The sequence below is a fragment of the Corynebacterium sp. Marseille-P4611 genome (genome assembly GCF_916618765.1).
Taxonomy (GTDB): Bacteria; Actinomycetota; Actinomycetes; order Mycobacteriales; family Mycobacteriaceae; genus Corynebacterium; species Corynebacterium marquesiae.
Map to the genome: position 1 here is coordinate 509,605 of NZ_CAKAKD010000001.1, position 18,159 is coordinate 527,763.

Annotated in this window: 17 protein-coding genes and 1 tRNA gene; 8 read left to right on the forward strand and 10 right to left on the reverse strand. The window is 58.9% G+C overall.

Going from position 1 to position 18,159, the window contains the following annotated elements; all coding sequences use genetic code 11:
* Nucleotides 1-72 precede the first annotated feature (72 nt).
* Nucleotides 73-987 carry an alpha/beta fold hydrolase gene (locus LG376_RS02560; RefSeq protein WP_225746074.1) on the forward strand — a complete coding sequence of 305 codons (915 nt, stop codon included), beginning with the start codon at nucleotides 73-75 and terminating at the stop codon, nucleotides 985-987.
* On the opposite strand, the gene LG376_RS02565 is transcribed toward LG376_RS02560, so the two are convergent.
* From LG376_RS02565 to nth, 4 genes are read right to left on the reverse strand one after another with little or no spacing between them, the layout of a single operon-like run.
* A complete protein-coding gene (locus LG376_RS02565) occupies nucleotides 984-2,180 on the reverse strand; it encodes a MarP family serine protease (protein ID WP_225746075.1) in 1,197 nt (398 codons plus the stop codon). The genes LG376_RS02560 and LG376_RS02565 overlap by 4 nt on opposite strands.
* 57 nt (nucleotides 2,181-2,237) lie before the next feature.
* A complete protein-coding gene (locus LG376_RS02570; RefSeq protein ID WP_225746076.1) occupies nucleotides 2,238-2,939 on the reverse strand; it encodes a CoA pyrophosphatase in 702 nt (233 codons plus the stop codon).
* Nucleotides 2,936-3,499: a TlpA disulfide reductase family protein gene (locus LG376_RS02575; RefSeq protein ID WP_049377308.1), complete on the reverse strand. Its 564-nt coding sequence runs from the start codon at nucleotides 3,497-3,499 to the stop codon at nucleotides 2,936-2,938. The genes LG376_RS02570 and LG376_RS02575 overlap by 4 nt, the downstream gene beginning before the upstream one ends.
* A gap of 9 nt (nucleotides 3,500-3,508) precedes the next feature.
* Entirely contained in the window at nucleotides 3,509-4,165 is a 657-nt protein-coding gene (nth, locus tag LG376_RS02580) for an endonuclease III (RefSeq protein WP_225746077.1), read from the reverse strand.
* Nucleotides 4,166-4,505: 340 nt separating this feature from the next.
* On the opposite strand from nth, the gene glxR reads away from it, so the two are divergent.
* Entirely contained in the window at nucleotides 4,506-5,189 is a 684-nt protein-coding gene (gene glxR, locus LG376_RS02585) for a CRP-like cAMP-activated global transcriptional regulator GlxR (RefSeq protein ID WP_005323128.1), read from the forward strand.
* Between the two features lie 220 nt (nucleotides 5,190-5,409).
* Here the strand turns inward: glxR and LG376_RS02590 are convergent, their stop codons facing one another.
* From LG376_RS02590 to LG376_RS02605, 4 genes are read right to left on the reverse strand one after another with little or no spacing between them, the layout of a single operon-like run.
* Nucleotides 5,410-6,225: an MBL fold metallo-hydrolase gene (locus LG376_RS02590; RefSeq protein ID WP_225746078.1), complete on the reverse strand. Its 816-nt coding sequence runs from the start codon at nucleotides 6,223-6,225 to the stop codon at nucleotides 5,410-5,412.
* 18 nt (nucleotides 6,226-6,243) lie between these two features.
* Entirely contained in the window at nucleotides 6,244-6,702 is a 459-nt protein-coding gene (locus LG376_RS02595) for a RidA family protein (RefSeq protein WP_198492395.1), read from the reverse strand.
* Nucleotides 6,703-6,861, reverse strand: coding sequence for a DUF4177 domain-containing protein (locus LG376_RS02600; RefSeq protein ID WP_005323131.1), 159 nt, complete (start codon nucleotides 6,859-6,861; stop codon nucleotides 6,703-6,705). It lies immediately after the preceding gene.
* A gap of 45 nt (nucleotides 6,862-6,906) precedes the next feature.
* Nucleotides 6,907-7,230, reverse strand: coding sequence for a WhiB family transcriptional regulator (locus LG376_RS02605; RefSeq protein WP_005323132.1), 324 nt, complete (start codon nucleotides 7,228-7,230; stop codon nucleotides 6,907-6,909).
* Nucleotides 7,231-7,374: 144 nt separating this feature from the next.
* Here LG376_RS02605 and LG376_RS02610 point away from each other — a divergent pair, with 144 nt between their 5' ends.
* Nucleotides 7,375-9,888, forward strand: a complete 2,514-nt coding sequence (locus LG376_RS02610; RefSeq protein ID WP_225746079.1) for a transglycosylase domain-containing protein — start codon at nucleotides 7,375-7,377, stop codon at nucleotides 9,886-9,888.
* 27 nt (nucleotides 9,889-9,915) lie between these two features.
* Here the strand turns inward: LG376_RS02610 and LG376_RS02615 are convergent, their stop codons facing one another.
* Nucleotides 9,916-10,380 (reverse strand): GatB/YqeY domain-containing protein, encoded by a 465-nt coding sequence (locus LG376_RS02615; RefSeq protein WP_225746080.1) that lies wholly within the window; start codon nucleotides 10,378-10,380, stop codon nucleotides 9,916-9,918.
* Between the two features lie 33 nt (nucleotides 10,381-10,413).
* Between LG376_RS02615 and LG376_RS02620 the strand changes: the two genes are divergently transcribed.
* The 5 genes from LG376_RS02620 to LG376_RS02640 all read left to right on the forward strand — a co-directional run bounded on the left by LG376_RS02620 (nucleotide 10,414) and on the right by LG376_RS02640 (nucleotide 16,340).
* Nucleotides 10,414-11,304, forward strand: coding sequence for a metallophosphoesterase (locus tag LG376_RS02620; protein WP_225746081.1), 891 nt, complete (start codon nucleotides 10,414-10,416; stop codon nucleotides 11,302-11,304).
* Nucleotides 11,305-11,382: 78 nt separating this feature from the next.
* Nucleotides 11,383-11,456, forward strand: a tRNA-Pro gene (locus LG376_RS02625).
* A gap of 779 nt (nucleotides 11,457-12,235) precedes the next feature.
* A complete protein-coding gene (locus LG376_RS02630; protein WP_225746082.1) occupies nucleotides 12,236-13,444 on the forward strand; it encodes an IS110 family transposase in 1,209 nt (402 codons plus the stop codon).
* A gap of 404 nt (nucleotides 13,445-13,848) precedes the next feature.
* Nucleotides 13,849-14,199: a helix-turn-helix transcriptional regulator gene (locus LG376_RS12655; protein ID WP_225746083.1), complete on the forward strand. Its 351-nt coding sequence runs from the start codon at nucleotides 13,849-13,851 to the stop codon at nucleotides 14,197-14,199.
* Between the two features lie 503 nt (nucleotides 14,200-14,702).
* Nucleotides 14,703-16,340, forward strand: a complete 1,638-nt coding sequence (locus tag LG376_RS02640) for an IS30 family transposase (protein WP_049377707.1) — start codon at nucleotides 14,703-14,705, stop codon at nucleotides 16,338-16,340.
* A 333-nt stretch (nucleotides 16,341-16,673) separates the two neighbouring features.
* On the opposite strand, the gene LG376_RS02645 is transcribed toward LG376_RS02640, so the two are convergent.
* A complete protein-coding gene (locus LG376_RS02645; RefSeq protein ID WP_225746084.1) occupies nucleotides 16,674-18,122 on the reverse strand; it encodes a hypothetical protein in 1,449 nt (482 codons plus the stop codon).
* Nucleotides 18,123-18,159: the final 37 nt, after the last annotated feature.

An 18,159-nucleotide genomic window follows, 5' to 3' on the forward strand; every position in this document is an offset into this window, starting at 1 on the left:
CCTGGGGCGGATTTTGTGTACTTCCTCCCCTTTTCTCTACCGTTTCTGCCCCAACTATAGAAAGGCGGCACCATGGCCTTCGCACCCCTGCCTCCCTCAACGGTGGAGCTGGATGGACCTTATGCGCATGAGTTCGTCCATACCCGCGGCATCCGCTTGCACGTCGCCACGGCGGGCGATAGCACGCAGCCACTCGTGGTGCTTATCCACGGCGCTTTTGGCGGGTGGTTCGATTATCAGGACGTCATTGCGCCGCTTGCGCAGCGCGGATTCCATGTCGCGGCCGTGGACATGCGGGGGTTTGGCATGTCCGATAAGCCGCCCATTGATGCGGGGCAGGATATCCGCACCTTGGTGGGCGATATTAGCGGTCTCATTCAGGCCTTGGGCCATGACGACGCCTTTGTGGTGGGTGCCGATACGGGCGGCGCGGTGGCTTGGTGCTTGGCTGCTGAGCGCCCCGAGCGGGTGCGCGGCTTGGTTTCCATTTCCGCCGCCCACCCGGTGGATCTGCGCCGCGCGATTGCCGCCCGGCCGTGGGATTTTGGGTGGATTAACCTGCGCTCACTGCTATGCCGCCTGCCCCGCGTCACCCGCGCCCACAACCTACTGCTTAGCCCGCGCGCCTACCGCAAGGAGCTGGATCTGGATACGGGGCCTTCGCTTGCCGACGCCACCCTAGACCGCATCCTCGATCTCCGCCTGCGCGCCTCCCGCATCGGCAGCGTCCGCCGCGGAATCTTGTGGAACCACCGCATGCGCACCGCCGTGGTCCCCTTGAACTGGGTAGAACTGACAGTAGAGCGTCCCGTACTTTTCATCCACGCCCAGCAGCGACTGTGGAACCCCGTGGTCCGCCGCGCCGCCCTACGCGCCCGCCGCGGATTTACCGCCACGACCGTCCCCGGCGCGAAGAACCTTCCGCACCTGGAAGTACCAGCGGATTTCGTTGCCACGCTGGCTGCGTGGCTGCAAGAACACAGCTAGTGCGCCACGCACTCGCCGGTATCTACCGGGTGGGTAAGCTGCGTGATGTCCCCGATCTGGGCATTGACCTCATCAGCGGTTAAGGCATAGCCCGTCTCGGAATCATCCACCGAGGCACCGAAGACCACGCCGAGAACCTCGCCGGCCGTGTTGACTAGCGGCCCGCCGGAATTTCCTTGTTGAATCTTGCCGCGCACGGTGTAGGAATCGCGCTCCACATTCCCATGCGAATAGATATCCGGGCCGGAAATGGTGATGCGATCGCGCACGCGGGCCATCTCGGCGTCGAAAGGCCCGGAGTGCGGGAAGCCCATGACCATCGCATCATCGCCCGATTGGGCCCGGGTCTGGGCCCACGGCAGCGGATCGATGCCTAGATCGCGCGAGTGCAGCACCGCCACATCCACATCCGGGTTGTAGTAGACCACGGTCGCGTCCTTAAGCCCCAGCTTTGTATCAAGGCGCACGGTCTGTGTGCCGGCTACTACGTGGGCATTGGTGATCACGTAGTCATCGGCCGCCACGAAGCCGGAACCCATGAGGCGGCGGGAGCACTCTTCGGCGTCGCCAAGCACGTGAATGATGGAGGGCCGCATGCGGCGTACCAGCTCCGGATCCTGCACGTCTGGGTCCGGCTCTTCTACTTCCTCGGTGCTCATCGAGTTTTGCCACGGCGAGACTAGCGGCGGCAGGCCGGACTCATTGAGCATCGCCGCCACGCCATTGGGCAGCGCCGCTACCCGCGCTGGCGCGGCCGAATTAAGGTTGCCCAAGATGCGGGAATCGCGCAGGCCCTCACCAGCTGCACCGCCTAGGTTGGTGGCCACGGGGATAGAAATGAGCCACATAACTACCAAGGCGGCAAAGGCCTGGAAAATCGCGCCCACGGCGGAATCGAGGCGCTGCGTCTTGCGCGCCTTCATGCGATCGCGCACGCTGCTGCCCAACGAGGATCCGATGAGCTGCCCGATGCCCACAAAAAGCACCAGGACTCCCACCAATAGCAGCAAGCGCAACGATGGCTGATCCACCAGGCGCAAAGCGGCCGGGGCCACGGCAATGCCTAGCACTACCCCAGCGCCCACACCAATGGAGGCCAATACCGCCGCGAGGGCGCCATTGCGCCACCCGCTCAGGAGCGCTATGAGGACGGCGACCACAATCAGGCCGTCAACGATGAGCGCAGGAGTCATGGCTATGGGTTCTTTCTATCTGGGGTTTAAGACGTATGCATACCGCGGTACCAGCGGTTAGGACATCTTCTCATTATTGCGGGAGTTTGTGAGGGAGTCACGCAGGTCCATGACTGAATTGTTATCCCATGGAACGCTCCACCCGGCGTGCTGCAATAGTGCCGAGAGCACGCCGGCGGTAAAGCCCCAAATGACGTAGCCATTGGCGTGAAATGCTGGTCCTTGCCACTTTCTAAAGCCCACCATGAAGCGGTTGCGCGGATCGACCAACTCCCGGATAGGCACGAGAAACACGTCATCGGTTTCATCGGGGCTGGCGGGATAGACCTCCCCCGGCTGGGCCCAATGCGCCAAAATGGGGCTCACCGGATTGCCGGTGGCGCGGATATGCAGCTGCTCCCACTGCTCCAGCGGGGTCACGGAATTGCGCTGCAGGTCCGTTTCCTCCCAGGCTTCCCGCAGCGCGGTATCCACCAGGGAGGTATCGGCGGGATCCCGGCGGCCTCCGGGAAAGGCTATCTGGCCCGAGTGCGAGCGCATGGACGGCGAGCGATGCGTGAGCAAAATGCTGGCCTCTTCCGCACTCTCACCGCTCAGTAGCATGAGCACGGCCGCTTCCCGCTTGACCGGCACCTGCGCATTGGTGCCGTTAAGGGACGAAGCCTGGCGGTTGCCAATGAGCTCTTGCACCTGGCTGGGGTCTACGCCTAGCGCCGGCTTGAGCCATTCTGGTGTGTGCTCGGGAAGGAGTTGACTCATGCCGCAATCGCCTCCTCCACGGCCTTTTCAATCTCCGCTGCGGAACTAAACGGCTGCGCAAATTGCTTGCGCACCTCACCGTCCTTGAGCACCACTGTCACCGGCACCACGCCCGGCAGGCCCAGCTCACCGGCAAACTTATTATCCGAATCCTGGAAGCTCGGCAGCTCCACGCCCAAGTCATTCAAAAAGGCCGCGCCATTTCCTGCGTTTTTATCCGCGTGCACACCCACGACCTGCCAGTCCGGATGCGCGTCCGCCACATCCTGCAGGTAGGGAAGTTCCGCGCGGCACGGCTCGCACCACCACGCCCACACATTGACCACGCTGACGCCTTTATCGGCGGGCTTTCCGGCGGCCGCACCGCCTAGGCACTCCAGCCTTACTCCTGCCACGGTGCCGGTCGGGCAGTCCGGGCGCTGCGGGACTTCTTGCTGGGAAGCCTCGCTTGGCGACGCCTCCTCGGATCCGCCCCCACCCCGTAACTGCGAGACCCCCACGACCGCGATAACGGCAATGAGGATCGCGGCAATCACCGTGCCAAGGACGTAGTTCTTCATACCGTTAGCCTAGCGCCCACGAGCGGCTGGACACATATCCCACAGAACGCAAGCATCGCACTCCGGCGTGCGCGCATGACATACCTGGCGCCCGTGGAAGATGACACGGTGTGAAAACATCGTCCACTCTTCTTCCGGCACGAGCTTAGCGATGTCCCGCTCAATCTTGACCGGCGTCGACTCCCCCGTCAGCCCAAGCCGCTGCATGAGGCGCCCGAAGTGCGTATCCACGGTCAGCCCGGGGATCCCGAAGGCGTTTCCGAGCACCACCAGCGCGGTCTTGCGACCAACACCGGGCAGACTGGTCAGTTCCTTGACCGTGCGCGGGACCTCGCCTTGAAAATCTGCCACCAGCTTCTCCCCAATGCCCACAAGGTGCCCCGCCTTGGCGCGCTGAAAGCCCAACGGCCGCAGAATTCTCTCCAAGTCCGAGCGCTGCGCGGCCGCATAGTCCGCCGCCTCTGGATAGCGGGCAAAGAGTTCAGGAGTCACCGAATTCACCCGCTCATCCGTGCATTGCGCGGAAAGAACGGTGGCAATGAGCAGCTGCAGCGGGGATTCATAATCCAAGGCACACCGTGCATCCGGATACTCCTGTGCCAAACGCCGATTTACCTCCGGTGCGCGCAGCTCCGGCGCGCTGGCCGCTGACAGTGCTGAATTCATGGGGTTTAGCTTAGTAGACTAGGAAAACATGATTTCACTCGTGATTCTGGTACCACTTGCCATCGCCCTTTTCGCCCTCCTGATGGAAAAGCTCGAGGCAGTCGTTTTTGCTGACTAGGCGGCAAAACTGCTGGCCTGAACCGTGCACTAGCACGAGTAGAGTTTCTATAGTGTGACAAAATTTCACTGAAGTACCAAAAGTGACCAATTACACTGTAAGATGAAACGCGTTACACAGTGACCCCGCTTGTTCCGCATTGTCGAGTGCATGAAAGACCGCACCCAGATGTGGCACAGGCTCATCTATGGACTTTCGCAGTCGACATCCAAGGAGTAAAACGTGGAAGGCGTACAGGACATCCTCTCCCGCGCCGGAATCTTCCAAGGCGTTGATCCCGTTGCAGTGCAGCACCTAATCGAGCAGATGGAGACCGTGCGCTACCCGCGCGGAACCACCATCTTCGACGAAGGCGAGCCTGGTGATCGCTTGTACATCATCACCTCGGGCAAGATTAAGCTCGCCCGCCACGCCCCGGATGGCCGCGAAAACCTGCTGACGGTCATGGGCCCATCCGATATGTTTGGCGAGCTGTCCATCTTCGATCCGGGACCGCGCACCTCCTCCGCAGTGTGCGTGACCGAGGTTCAGGCCGCCACCATGAACTCCGAGCTGCTCAAGAAGTGGGTTGGTGACCACCCCGAAATCGCCCAGCAACTGCTGCGCGTGCTGGCTCGCCGCCTGCGCCGCACCAACGCCAACCTGGCTGACCTTATCTTCACCGACGTTCCGGGCCGCGTGGCAAAGACCTTGCTGCAGCTGGCTAACCGCTTCGGTGTTCAGGAAGGCAGCGCCCTGCGCGTGAACCATGACCTCACCCAGGAAGAGATTGCCCAGCTGGTGGGCGCTTCCCGTGAGACCGTCAACAAGGCGCTGGCCACCTTCGCGCACCGCGGTTGGATCCGCCTCGAGGGCAAGTCCGTGCTCATCGTCGATACCGAGCACCTCGCCCGCCGCGCTCGCTAAGACCGCGCCAGCCCGCTACCCCGCTTCGGCGGGGTCTCGGTGGTTTTGCCCCCTTTAACCAGTTACGCACCGCACTTGTGGCCACGGTAGGCTCCACACTGCATCGCTTGGGGGCCATACTGCGGCCGTACGTCGGCCCTGCGCGCCTCCTGCCTCAGGCCCACAGCACAATTAAGCCCCTCTTCCCGCCAAAGAGGAAGAGGGGCGAATGGAGATAGGCTTATTTAGCCTCGCCGTCCAAGTACTTCAGCGCGGTGCGCGTGGACTGCTCCGCAGCGTGGCGCAGCACTGGGTCCACATCGTCATACATCTCGTTGACCAGGGTATTCAAATCCACATCATCGCCTAGGCGGGAGCGGATCTCTTTAATCTGGTCAAGACGGTAGTGGCGGCGGTCAATGTACTTGCGGGCCACCTGAGAGGTGTCATCCAAGTCCGGACCGTGTCCTGGAAACAGCGCAATATCCTTACCGCGCTCTTCCAAGGTGTCGAGGGTGTGCAGGTAATCGGCCAAGTTGCCGTCCGTCTCCGAAAGGAGAACGGTGTGGCGGCCGGCGATAGTGTCACCAGAGACAATGCCCTCGAGGCGGGAATTTCCTACCTCCCCGCTCCACACAAAGAAGCAGGTGGAATCCGCGGTATGGCCTGGGGTGTGCACGACCTCGAGACTTGGGGTGATGCCATCGAGGGAGATGTGCTCACCGTCCTGGAGAGCCTCAGCACCATTGCAGTAGCTCGGATCGAAGGCGCGGATGGGGGCGCCGGTCATCTGCCGCAAGCGTTGTGCGCCCGAAGCATGGTCATCATGGCGGTGGGTAATCACAATCAAAGCCACCTCACCTGCGTTGCGATGCACAACGTTGAGATGGCCTTCATCCTCAGGACCCGGATCCACGACGATCGCCCGAGAGTCTTCAGTGGCGCGAATAATCCACGTATTCGTACCCTCTAGGGCGGTGTAGCTGGGGTTATCACAAAGGACTACGCCAACGGACTGGCTGACGGGACGCAATTGACTATATGCGGGGTGCTCCATAGTTACTAGCCTATCCGATCAAGCAGCAATTTCTACGATTAGTTCGATCTCTACTGGGGCGTTTTTAGGCAACGCAGCTACGCCCACGGCGGAGCGAGCATGCTTTCCAGCATCCCCGAAGACCTCACCGATGAAATCGGAGGCACCATTGATAACTACCGGCTGGTCTGCATAGGCCGGATCGGAGGCCACAAACCCCACGATTTTTACCACACGGGAGACATTGTCCAGGCCAACTTCGGCATCGATAGCGGCGAGCGCATTCAGCGCCGCGATGCGTGCCTGTTCCTGGGCTTGTTCCGTGGTGACTTCGGCGCCAACCTTGCCGGTCAGCGGCAAGGCACCTTCCACGAGGGGAAGCTGGCCAGAGGTCCAGACCTGATCACCCACGCGCACGGCCGGCACATAGGACGCTAGCGGCTTGGCGACGCCCGGAAGCTCATACCCCAGCTCCCGCAAGCGAGCATGAAAGCCCATTTACTCTGCCACCTCGCGCTTGAAGTAGGCAACGACGTTTTCCGGGTTAGGACCCGGGGTGACGGTGACCAGTTCCCAGCCATCTTCGCCCCAAGAATCGAGGATCTGTTTGGTGGCGTGGGTGAGGACAGGTGCGGTTGCGTATTCCCATTTAGTCATGGGATCCATTCTAACTATTAAATACGCACTATGCCGTCTAAATTCTTAAATTCCGACGAGCTCGCCGCCTTGGGCCAAGTAGTGAGCCCAATCCGTGATGTGGGGGTTCTTGCGCAGCAGGGCACGGCGCTGGCGCTCGGTCAGCCCGCCCCAAACACCGAACTCGACGCGATTATCCAGGGCGTCAGCGCGGCATTCGGTCAGCACCGGGCAGTGGCGGCAAATGACGGCCGCCTTGCGCTGTTCTGCACCGCGCACAAAGAGGGCATCCGGGTCACCCTTGCGGCATTTGGCCTGGGTGACCCACTCACCACGCTCGGGATTTCGGGCTGTATTAGACATTCCAGCAGTCTTCACACGAACGGTCATGGGTGAGTGTGCTCCTTCCCAGACGGAATACTATGTAACGCATCTGAGTCTATTCATCCAGGTAGAAGATTGTCTAACACGTCACACTTTAGGGGGTGCGAGTGATCTTCCACCTACCAAGGGCGACCACGTAGTGTATGGGGCGTGACTGTCATCAAATCTTTGGCCAAGATAGCCCTGTCTACGGTCTTGGTAGGCGCGCTCATCGCCCTGGCTCTAGCCCCTTTTGCGGGCATTTCCGGCGTGGCGATTGCCCGTACTAACGAAACCATGCAATCTGACCTGCAAGATCTGACTGCCGGCAATATCCCAGGCGTCACCACGATCAAAGACGCCAAGGGCAAGGACATGGCCTACATCTTCAGCCAACGCCGCCACCCGGTGGAGAGCAAGAAGATTTCTCAAGCCATGAAAAACGCCATCGTCTCCATTGAGGACGAGCGCTTTTATGATCACGAGGGCGTGGACTTCCAGGGCAATTTCCGCGCGCTGTGGACCAACCTAACCTCGGGCGGCGTCTCCCAGGGCGCCTCCACCATCGATCAGCAGTACGTGAAGAATTACCTATTGCTGGTCTCTGCCACCACCGATGAAGAACGCGCCGCGGCCACCGAGCAATCCGTGGCCCGCAAGCTGCGCGAGATGCGCATGGCCACCAAGATGGATGCGGAATTGGATAAGGATGACATCCTCACCAACTATCTCAACCTGGTGTCTTTTGGTAACCATGCCTATGGCGTCGAAGCGGCGGCCCGCACTTACTTCGGCACGCACGCTTCTGAACTCACGGTGCCGCAGGCAGCAATGCTGGCCGGCATGGTCCAATCCTCTGAGCGCCTCAATCCCTATACCAACGCTGAGGAAGTAACCGACCGGCGCAACCTGGTCCTGCAATCCATGGCGGATAACGGCCATATCAAGCAGCAGGAAGCGGATAAGTATAAGGGGGAGAAGCTGGGCGTCGGAAAGAAGCCCAAAACGCTAGCCAATGGCTGCATCGGCGCCGGTGACCGCGGTTTCTTCTGTGATTATGTGCTGAAATACCTGGATAAGAAGGGCATTAGCGAGGAGCAGCTGGCGCGCGGTGGCTACACCATCAAAACCACGCTGGACCCAACGGTGCAGGACAAGGCCCTCGAGTCCGTACAAAGCCACACCAATCCGGATGCCCAGGGCGTGGCTGAAGTCATGAACGTCATCAAGCCCGGCAGGTCGGACCGCAAGGTGCTGGCCATGGTCTCCTCGCGCGATTACGGCCTGGACCTAGATAAAAATGAGACCATCCTGCCACAGCCCTACTCCTTGGTGGGCAACGGTGCAGGTTCCGTCTTTAAGGTCTTTACCGCGGCGGCCGCGCTCGAAGCGGGCTATGGCATCAAAAACACCGTGGATGTGCCGACCCGCTACGAGGCGGAGGGCCTAGGCCATGGTGGCGCCGCCGGCTGCCCGGCGGACCGCTACTGCGTGGAAAACGCTGGTGCCTATAAGGCCACGATGACGCTGCAGGAAGCGCTGGCACACTCCCCCAATACGCCGTTTATCAAGCTCACGGAGCAGGTAGGCGTGGCACCCATCGTCGATATGGCCGTGCGTTTGGGCCTGCGCTCCTACGACGACAAGGGCAGCTTTGATAAGGACACCTCGATTGCCCAGCACACCAAGGACGCCAACTCCGGCTCCTTCACCTTGGGCCCGGACCAGGTCAACCCGCTGGAGCTTTCCAATGTCGGCGCCACGCTGGCCGCGGATGGCAGGTGGTGCGAGCCTAACCCCATCTCCCAGGTCACGGATAAGGAAGGCAACGAGGTCTATCTCAAGGAAACCCCGTGTGAGCAGGCCGTTGATAAGGACGTAGCCCGCGCGATGAGCAATGCCTTGTCCGAGGACGCCAAGCAAGGCACGGCCAAGAATGCCGCCCAGGCGGCCGGTTACTCCAGCCCGATCGCGGCCAAGACCGGTACCACCGAGTCCAACCAGTCCTCCGCATTCTTAGGATTCAACCAGGGCATTTCCGCCGCGCCGTATATCTATAATGATGGCACCTCCACCGTCCCGCTGTGTACCGGGCCGGTGCGCCAGTGCGCGGGTTGGGGCAACCTCTACGGTGGCTTGGAGCCGGCGCAGACCTTCTTCAGCATGGCTACGCAGCTGCCGATAGCCACCAAGGCCGGACTGCCGAATTACAACAAGAAGTACGACAACGGCACCACGGCCGATAAGACCCTTGATAGCCTGCGCGGCAAGTCCGAGGCCGAGGCCCGCCAGACCTTGGAGTCCAAGGGCTACGTGGTCAAGACCTCCCGGGTCATCGGCGGCAATGTTCCTTATGGCCGCGTGGTTCGCGCGATTACCGGCAAGGACGGCAAGAAGAAGGGTGCGGAAATTACGCTGCAGCTTTCCGACGGCGCCGGGGCCTCCCAATCCCCCTCCTCCGGCGTGGCCGACGCTGACTCTACCGGCGCACAAAATAGCACCGGCGGCGGTAATGCCGACGATGCTACGAGCCCGAGCCGCTCGACTGGCGGCACAGGCGGCGGAACGGGCAACGGCGGTGGCGGTACCGGTACCGGCGGCGGGTTCTCGCCGGAAGACTTTGGCATCCGCCAAGAGGACATCGATAACTTTGCCAACGACGTCCGCAGTCTGCTCGGCCGCTAAGCCTCGCCCGTTGCGGTCTGGCCTGCTTTAGCTCAGCTGGGACTTGACCTCAGCGGACAGGCGCTTGCCATCCGCTTGGCCAGCGGCCTTGGCATTGGCCACCTTCATTACTGCACCCATCTGCTTCATGGTGGGTGCTTCGCCGTTTTCGGCCTCAACCTCTGCGATTGATTCCTTCACTAGGGCCTTAAGCTCGGATTCGTCCAGCTGGCGGGGTTGGTAGGCCTCAAAGAAGGGGACCTCGGCAAGCTCGGCTTCCGCCAGCTCCGGACGGCCGTTGTCCTCATAGACCTCGGCGGATTCGCGGCGCTTTTTAATCTCGCGCGCAATCACCTTGAGGATATCGGCGTCCTCCAGCTCATGCCGGGAACCATTGGTCTCCTCGGCCTGGATGGCGGCCAGCAAGGCGCGGATGGCGCTGGTGCGCTGCTTCTCTTTCGCCTTCATTGCGGTTTTCAGATCTGCACGGATGGTTTCCTTTAGCTCGCTCATGCCTATCAATGTACGCCAGGTAGTGTGGTAGCCGTGAAACTTTTACGTATTCTTGGCGGCCTCACCGCTGCCGGCCTGGGCGCCGCGGCATGGGGCTATAGCGAACTGACCAAATTCGAGCTCAAGGAATATACGCTCCCCCTCCTGCCCAAGGGCACGCTGCGCGGCAAACCGGAATTTCGGCTGCTGCATCTGTCCGATCTGCATATGATCCCTGGCCAGGAGACCAAGATTGCCTGGGTTTCTGCCCTCGATGCCCTGGAGCCGGACCTCGTGGTCAACACCGGCGATAATCTCTCCGATCAACAGGCCGTTCCCGATACACTGCGCGCTCTCGGCCCGTTGCTGGCCCGCCCCGGCCTCTTCGTCTTCGGCACCAATGACTACTGGGCACCGCAGCCGGTCAATCCCTTCAAGTACCTGCTGGGCAAAAAGCGCGAACCTTCCTACGTGGATTTGCCGTGGCGAGGCATGCGCGCCGCATTTATGGAGCACGGTTGGCGCGATGCCAACCAGACACGGCATGAATTCAAGGTGGGCAATGTCCGCCTTGCCGCCGCCGGCGTGGACGATCCACACCACGATCTAGATGACTATTCCGAAATCGCCGGCCCGCCCAACGAGAACGCCGACTTGTCCCTGGCTCTCCTCCACGCCCCCGAGCCCCGCGTGCTGGAAAAGTTCGCAGCCGATGGCTACCAGCTTTCCCTATCCGGCCACACCCACGGCGGCCAGATCTGCCTGCCCGGCTCCCGTGCGCTGGTGACCAATTGCGGCATCGACCGCGAGCGCGTGCAGGGCCTCCACGACTTCGGACCGATGAAGATGCATGTCTCCAATGGCCTGGGCACCTCCAAATTCGCCCCAGTGCGTATCTTCTGCCGCCCTTCCGCCACGCTGCTGAAAATCACCGAGGTGGACTAAACCCAGCCACCTGCCGTTTTGTTGATTATGCTCAGCTTGCGTTAAAGTATCCAGGTACCGCTTTTCAAGGCGGAACGCCGGGATATGGCGCAGGTTGGTAGCGCGCTTCGTTCGGGACGAAGAGGTCGCAGGTTCAAATCCTGTTATCCCGACAGATACGGGCAAGCCCCTGCTATGACCAGCAACTTTAGCTGGCGAGCAGGGGTTTTTCCATATAGGGAACCGCCTGGTCACACGCGCAGATAGTGGCACTAATGCGCAAAGATGTGGGCACAGTGTGGGCACACACTCCGCCTACCCCCCTTAACAAAATTGCGTTTACGATAAGTCCACCCCCTTAATGGCGACACCTGTAGTACTCCCGCTGCACAACGCAAGCTAGATCAGCTCATCTACCACCAAATCTATTCCGACCACCACTCCCACAATCATGCAGCCTGCGGCTGCCAATTCTCACCAGTTACGTCATTTTCCATGATAAGGTCCAGCACTCCTAAATGGGTACAATACTTCATAACTGGCACATCAAATCGCTGCAAGGCTAGGATTGCGATATGAGTAGTGGACCCAGAAAGACACCCGACAAAGTTTCCCATTACGTTGTTAGCAGTTCCACCTCAGGGCGCCGAAGATTCATGGTCTGTCCACCCGATTGGGCGGGTTATGTTTATTTCCGTTCCCTCCGTCTGAAAAGACAGTGGAACTAGTCGCTGGCTTCGGTATGGCTTATTCCCGCCCCTGTCTGAAAATGATCCGGGGGGTGATGCCGCCGAAGACAGTGACATACTCGAACTGCTAATAGGAACCTGACCCAGCCCAGGTGGTATGAGGTCTCACAGTAATGTGGATGCCAGCGCAAGTATGTCCGACAACCCCAGCGATGAAGCTTAAATAGTCCAACTTCTAATTCATCGCTAGGAGGCACACACCCATGGCCTATGACTTCGTCATTGGCGTGGACGTCGGCAAATACTTCCACCACGCCTGCGTCCTCGACCCTCAAGGCAGGCAAGTCCTGTCCAAACGCATCAACCAGCATGAAAGCTCATTACGCAAGCTCTTCGGCCAATTCATCGCCGACAACGCTTCGGTCCTTGTCATTGTCGATCAGCCCAACAACATCGGCCGTTTAACCGTCACAGTCGCCCAAGACATGGGGGCAGACGTTCGCTATCTACCCGGGCTTGCGATGCGGCAGCTCTCTCGCATCCACGTCGGCAACTCCAAGACTGATGTGCGCGACGCCTACGTCATCGCCCATGCCGGTCTTAACCTTCCGGACGCCCTGCGCAGCGTCGACCGCGTTGAGGAAGTCTTTATCCAGTTGAAAGTTCTCAACGGTATCGACGAAGACCTCGCTCGGGCCTACACACGCCTGATTAACCAGATGCGATCCGCGCTCGTAGGAACCTATCCTGCCTTCGAACATGTCCTGCGCGGACAGATGATTCACCGAAAGTGGATTCTCCACCTACTTGCGAAATACGGTGGCCCCACCAAGATTCGACGCATCGGCAGAACACGCCTGGCAGCCTTTGCACGCAGCCACAAAGCGCGCAATCCTGAACCTGTCATCGATGCCATGCTTGCTGCCATCCACGCACAGACCGTGTCCATTGCTGGCGCAGAATACGCCGAACTAGGCGTAGCAATGTCCGCCAAAGATGCATTGGCCAAATTAGAGAATCGCAAGGAAATCGAAGCGCAGGTACTTAAGCTCATTCAGGATATTCCTCAAACCGAGATTCTTTTATCCATGCCCGGCATCGGCCCGCGTAGTGCGGCGCAGATCCTCATGACTGCTGGCGATATGTCCGACTTCCCCGATGCAGCGCACCTAGCGTCCTATGCAGGCCTATCACCGCGGACGAATCAGTCGGGAACGTCCATTATGTCGAGTTCGCCCAACCGGGCTGGCAACAAAAAATTAAAGAACGCCCTATGGCAATCGTCTTTTGCATCGATCAGATTCCACGAGCGTTCCCGGCAATTCTATGAACGAAAACGCAAAGAAGGCAAAAGACACAACGCCGCAGTCGTCGCACTCGCACGCCGACGCCTAAACGTTCTCTTCGCCATGATGCGAAGCGGCGAGCTCTACCGAGACATCTCTACAGTCCGGGAGGCCGCAGCAGCCTAGAACCAACAGAACCGCACCTCAAGCCGATTGAGCAGCAAGCCCAATCGGCTCCTCAAGATGCCCGAAAACAACATCCACAACGTGAAGCAGAAACCCTTCACACCCCCAACAAGCCCACCCGCGGAGTTGACAACCTATATAGGAACACCCCCCTTAACAAAATTGCGTTTACGATAAGTCCACCCCCTTAATGGCGACACCTGTAGTACTCCCGCTGCACAACGCAAGCTAGATCAGCTCATCTACCACCAAATCTATTCCGACCACCACTCCCACAATCATGCAGCCTGCGGCTGCCAATTCTCACCAGTTACGTCATTTTCCATGATAAGGTCCAGCACTCCTAAATGGGTACAATACTTCATAACTGGCACATCAAATCGCTGCAAGGCTAGGATTGCGATATGAGTAGTGGACCCAGAAAGACACCCGACAAAGTTTCCCGCGAGGTAGCCTCCCTATTGCGAGAACACCTTGCACGCCGACGCATGTCACAACGACAAGTATCCCGCCTAGCAGAAATATCCCCCAGCCAAACCAGCCGTTACCTGCGTGGAGAGTCAAGCCCCAACCTCCACGAATATGTACTTATCTGCGAAGCTATAGGTGTACATCCCGACACAGTACTCTCACAAGCAATCCATAACATTCGTTGGCGAGAGAGGTACGCTAAGGACGACGAATACGCGGTACCAATTGAAGGCCAAGTCAGGTACAACCTCGACCCCAGAAATTTCCCACCCCAGGAAAGTTAGATAGAACAGAATCCGGTGGGCCGCGCTTGAAGCAGCGACACCTATCTTTACAAAAAGCAGGGCCCAAAACTGCCTTGTCCCACAACGGTCATCACCAACACGCTGATGAAGGATTTTAAGCCCTCGCTGAAAAGTCAGCTATTTCACCTAGACCAAATCCCCGTATCAAGGCACCAACGACGGGTACCAACGCCGTAGAAATAATGGGATTCACTCGGCCGCGGATCAAAAGTCCCGCCGCCGCAGAGGTGAGGGTGGGACCCCATGGCCGCAAGCCCGACTAGGGCCTCCTTAGTGGCACTTCACACGTCGACGATCTGCCATGCCCTACGCTACGCGGACAAGCGAGTGTCCCCAGGTTAAATCCCGGCTATCAGCGCGGCCTACGGCCCTCCCCAAAGTCCACACCGGTTTAAATTGAACTTCCTATTGATAATCGTCACCACGAAGCAGTCTTGAGTTCAGAGGGTCGTTGCAACACTTTCCCTTAGGAGGGTGTTGTTGTGTCTGAGATTATTGGCCCGTTTCATTCGTTGTCTGAATCGGATCGTCGTGGCTTAGTTGCCTTGGTTGGCAGTGGGCGTAGTGTCCGTTCGGCGGCTGGTGAGCTTGGTTGTCATTACGGGCATGCTTTGAATTTTTGTCATGCCTTTGGATTGCCAGTCGTGTTTAAAGCCAAACGAGTTGATCGCCGCGGTAGCCAGGCTTTCCAGCTTGTAGAGCTAGTCCGAAGCGGACTGTCGGTACGCCAAGCTGCTAAAAGATGTGGGATGCATCTTTCTGCGGCTTATGCCGTAGCTACGGAAGCTGGGTGCCATATCCGGTTGAGTCAGTATGCTCGGAAAGTCCGCCAGACGCAGTTAAGAGTGGAATATCTGCGCCTTCGGCTGGCGAGCCTGCCTGGTGGTGATGCTGGCGCGGCAGTAGGAATTGATCGTCGACTGCGTTTAGATTTCGAAAAAGGACTCACCAAATCCCAGGGTCGACGAGAAGAGTTCATACCCGTCGGCGAAGACGCCAGCACGTATAACAGACTTATGAAAGCGCTGCGCCAACGCCATGATGTCATCGAATCCGGAAGGCTTGCCCCTCCCGCCTTACCTAGCGGGGTAGATCCGTATAAACGCATCAGCAATCGCTACATTTGCTTCGAAGAACGCGTCATTATCGCCGATCTTCTCCGCGAAGATGTGCCACTGCGTGAGATTGGGCGCCGTTTAGGGCGAAGTGCATCGTCAATTCAGCGTGAAGTACGCAGAAACCACAGTGCTGAAGGCCCGTATCGTGCGGAAACAGCCCAGTTAAAGGCCTGTGCGCGGAGATTGCGGCCGAAAATACCGAAACTACTAGCCAACAAAAGACTATGGGACTATGTATGCGCACAATTGCGGGCACAATGGTCACCTGAGGAGATTTCTAATCGCCTGCCCATCGACTACCCCACTGATAAGGACATGCGCATTAGTCACGAAACGATTTATGACGCCTTTTACCTGCAGGCCAAAGGAAGACTCAAAGACCTTGGCTTGGACTTGCCGACAGGTAGAAAGAAACGCAAGAAACGTCAAACCCGCTCCAGCACACCTGCCCAGCAACGCTTCGTCGACGACATGATCCTCATAGACGACCGGCCAGATGAGGTAAGTGAACGTATTTTGCCAGGCCACTGGGAAGGCGACCTCATCCTCGGTAAAAACAACCAATCAGCGGTAATCACGCTAGTAGAACGCGTTAGCCGATTTGTTGTCCTTGGCCACCTACCGGGAAGGCATACCAGCAAAGAAGTATTCACAGCCCTGCACAAGGCAGTTGCAGGAATCGATAAAGCTATCTGGTCATCAATTACCTGGGACCAAGGAAGCGAAATGGCTGGCCATAAAGCCTTTACTATGGCCACTGACATTCCCATCTACTTCTGCCATCCAGGATCACCATGGGAACGCGGCAGCAACGAAAACACCAACGGCAGGCTCAGAAGAAACCTTCCTAAAAACAGCGACCTGTCCATCTACAGCGCCGAGGACCTAGAAATGATCGCCAACATTCACAACCACAAACCACGCAAAGCACTCAACTGGCGCACCCCAGCCGAAGTCATGACCAACGCCCTCACACAAACCGGTAGCATCAAACCAAACTAACCATCATCGTTGCAACGACCCCTAGAATCCGCCAGTTCGCACGGCTTGAAAAAGTCCCCACCCCAGCAAAAGCATTCAAGGAATTACACGGATTTTTCCGCAAACATTGCAGCTAAACACACCACATATGGGAAACGACGCGGTGCCCCTACAGCGCCGCGTCGTCCCTATTCCCTATCACTCACAACGGATTGGAGAAACCGTTCGCCTACCCCCTAAGTAGGCTTTGTGAGCAAGACCAACTGTAGCACTCGCTCAATACAAACGGTAACAGACACCAAAATTCCCAGTTTCCACCAATGTTTTTTTATTGTTAGGTCTGCTTTTTCAGACCTAATTAAGCAGAGTTTTAGTTTTTGCTGTGGACAAGGCCCACCATTTTGCACTTAACCCAACGAGAGTGACAGCCAGCAATACCGCAATTCCGGCCCACAGGACGGCTTGTTCACCTTCGTTACCTGCCACCGTGACGGCCGCGGTAGTCCAGTTCAGTGGCAAAAGATTAGAAACGACCTGCCATACCTTAGAAACACCGGCAATTGCCGCAGATTTCCACAGCCACCCCACCAGCGCGGTCTGGCCGATGACAAAGAGCGCCGCGAGGATGCTGCCGGCGGTAATACCGCATAGCCCGAGTAGGGCGCGGGTGATGGCCGTCATGGACAGCGCCCCCAGAAGGAGCGCCGCGCCGGCCCAAACCGCCGCCACAGGGGTAAATCCGGTGGCAAGCACAAAAAGGAGGATTTCCCCGATGGCAACCGCCGCCAGCGTGCCGCCGAGGACCGTCAGCCATGGGCGGAGCCCCACCTGCCAGGCCACACCGGCCGCCGCACCTGCGAGCAGAACCAAGGCGGAGACTAACATCGCCACGATGGGGCTGAGCAGATGTGTAGGTCCGTCGGTCGCGGTATGCGCCGGCGGCAGGGCACGCTGAATTTCACCCACATTGGTCTGGTTTTGGGCTGCCATGGTGGAGAGCTTGCCGGCGCCTTCGTCAAGCTTGTCCACGCCCTCCTGCGCCTCACCAACGCGCTTGTTGAGCTCCGCGATGCCCTCGTTAAGCTCCTGCGCACCGGATACGGCTTGGTTCACGCCATCGTGATAAGCATAGCCGTTGACCGCCAACTGATTGGATAGATCGCGCGAGCCGTCCTTGAGCTTCTTGAGCTGATCGGTCACCGAATTATCCAGGCGGAAATTATTCACCTGCGCGCGGAGATCGCCCAGCTGCGAGCGAATTTCCTTCGCTTCCTTAGATTTATTTCCCTCCAGGTCGCGCATCGTGCCATCGATTGCCTGCAGAATCTGCCCCTGGACAGCACCAAGGCCCACCACTTGGTCCACGGCACCGCCGACACCATTGGCCAGCTCCGTTGCACCGCCACCGAGCGTATTGGTTCCAGACTGCAGCTGATTGAGGCCGGCTACCAGTTCTTGGGAGCCTGTCGCCAGCTTGTCGACGCCCCCTCCGAGCTCATCCGCCCCCTTGTTCAGCTCCCCCGTGCCGTCATCAAGCTGCGTGGCACCCGACTTCAACATGCTCGCCTGGGCTTGCGCGCGGCTGGCCGCCTCGGCGGCTTCCTTCACTTCTGGGGAGGCGGATTTTTCCCGCGGTGCACCAAACGGCTGCGCGGCGCTAGACCAGGCATGGGCGGGTTCCCACTGTGCAAGGCCCGCCACCGCAGCGCCAATAATGAGCGGCAGGGCGAGCAGGAGGATCAAGAGGACGCTGCGCCACCGGGAGGGGGACGCAGCGTCTGGGGAAGCAAGGCGTGAGGTCATGATAATGAACCTATCCTTGCAGGTCACTCCCCTGTTG

Bases quoted from the DNA above. Each gene is read 5' to 3' on its own strand.
- LG376_RS02600 (WP_005323131.1), bottom strand. From the start codon at position 6,861: ATGACTAAATGGGAATACGCAACCGCACCTGTCCTCACCCACGCCACC.
- LG376_RS02645 (WP_225746084.1), bottom strand. From the start codon at position 18,122: ATGACCTCACGCCTTGCTTCCCCAGACGCTGCGTCCCCCTCCCGGTGG.
- LG376_RS02565 (WP_225746075.1), bottom strand. From the start codon at position 2,180: ATGACTCCTGCGCTCATCGTTGACGGCCTGATTGTGGTCGCCGTCCTC.
- nth (WP_225746077.1), bottom strand. From the start codon at position 4,165: ATGAATTCAGCACTGTCAGCGGCCAGCGCGCCGGAGCTGCGCGCACCG.
- LG376_RS02615 (WP_225746080.1), bottom strand. From the start codon at position 10,380: ATGAGCGAGCTAAAGGAAACCATCCGTGCAGATCTGAAAACCGCAATG.
- LG376_RS02570 (WP_225746076.1), bottom strand. From the start codon at position 2,939: ATGAGTCAACTCCTTCCCGAGCACACACCAGAATGGCTCAAGCCGGCG.
- LG376_RS02630 (WP_225746082.1), top strand. From the start codon at position 12,236: ATGGCCTATGACTTCGTCATTGGCGTGGACGTCGGCAAATACTTCCAC.
- LG376_RS02605 (WP_005323132.1), bottom strand. From the start codon at position 7,230: ATGACCGTTCGTGTGAAGACTGCTGGAATGTCTAATACAGCCCGAAAT.
- LG376_RS02595 (WP_198492395.1), bottom strand. From the start codon at position 6,702: ATGGGCTTTCATGCTCGCTTGCGGGAGCTGGGGTATGAGCTTCCGGGC.
- LG376_RS02590 (WP_225746078.1), bottom strand. From the start codon at position 6,225: ATGGAGCACCCCGCATATAGTCAATTGCGTCCCGTCAGCCAGTCCGTT.
- LG376_RS02575 (WP_049377308.1), bottom strand. From the start codon at position 3,499: ATGAAGAACTACGTCCTTGGCACGGTGATTGCCGCGATCCTCATTGCC.
- LG376_RS12655 (WP_225746083.1), top strand. From the start codon at position 13,849: ATGAGTAGTGGACCCAGAAAGACACCCGACAAAGTTTCCCGCGAGGTA.
- LG376_RS02560 (WP_225746074.1), top strand. From the start codon at position 73: ATGGCCTTCGCACCCCTGCCTCCCTCAACGGTGGAGCTGGATGGACCT.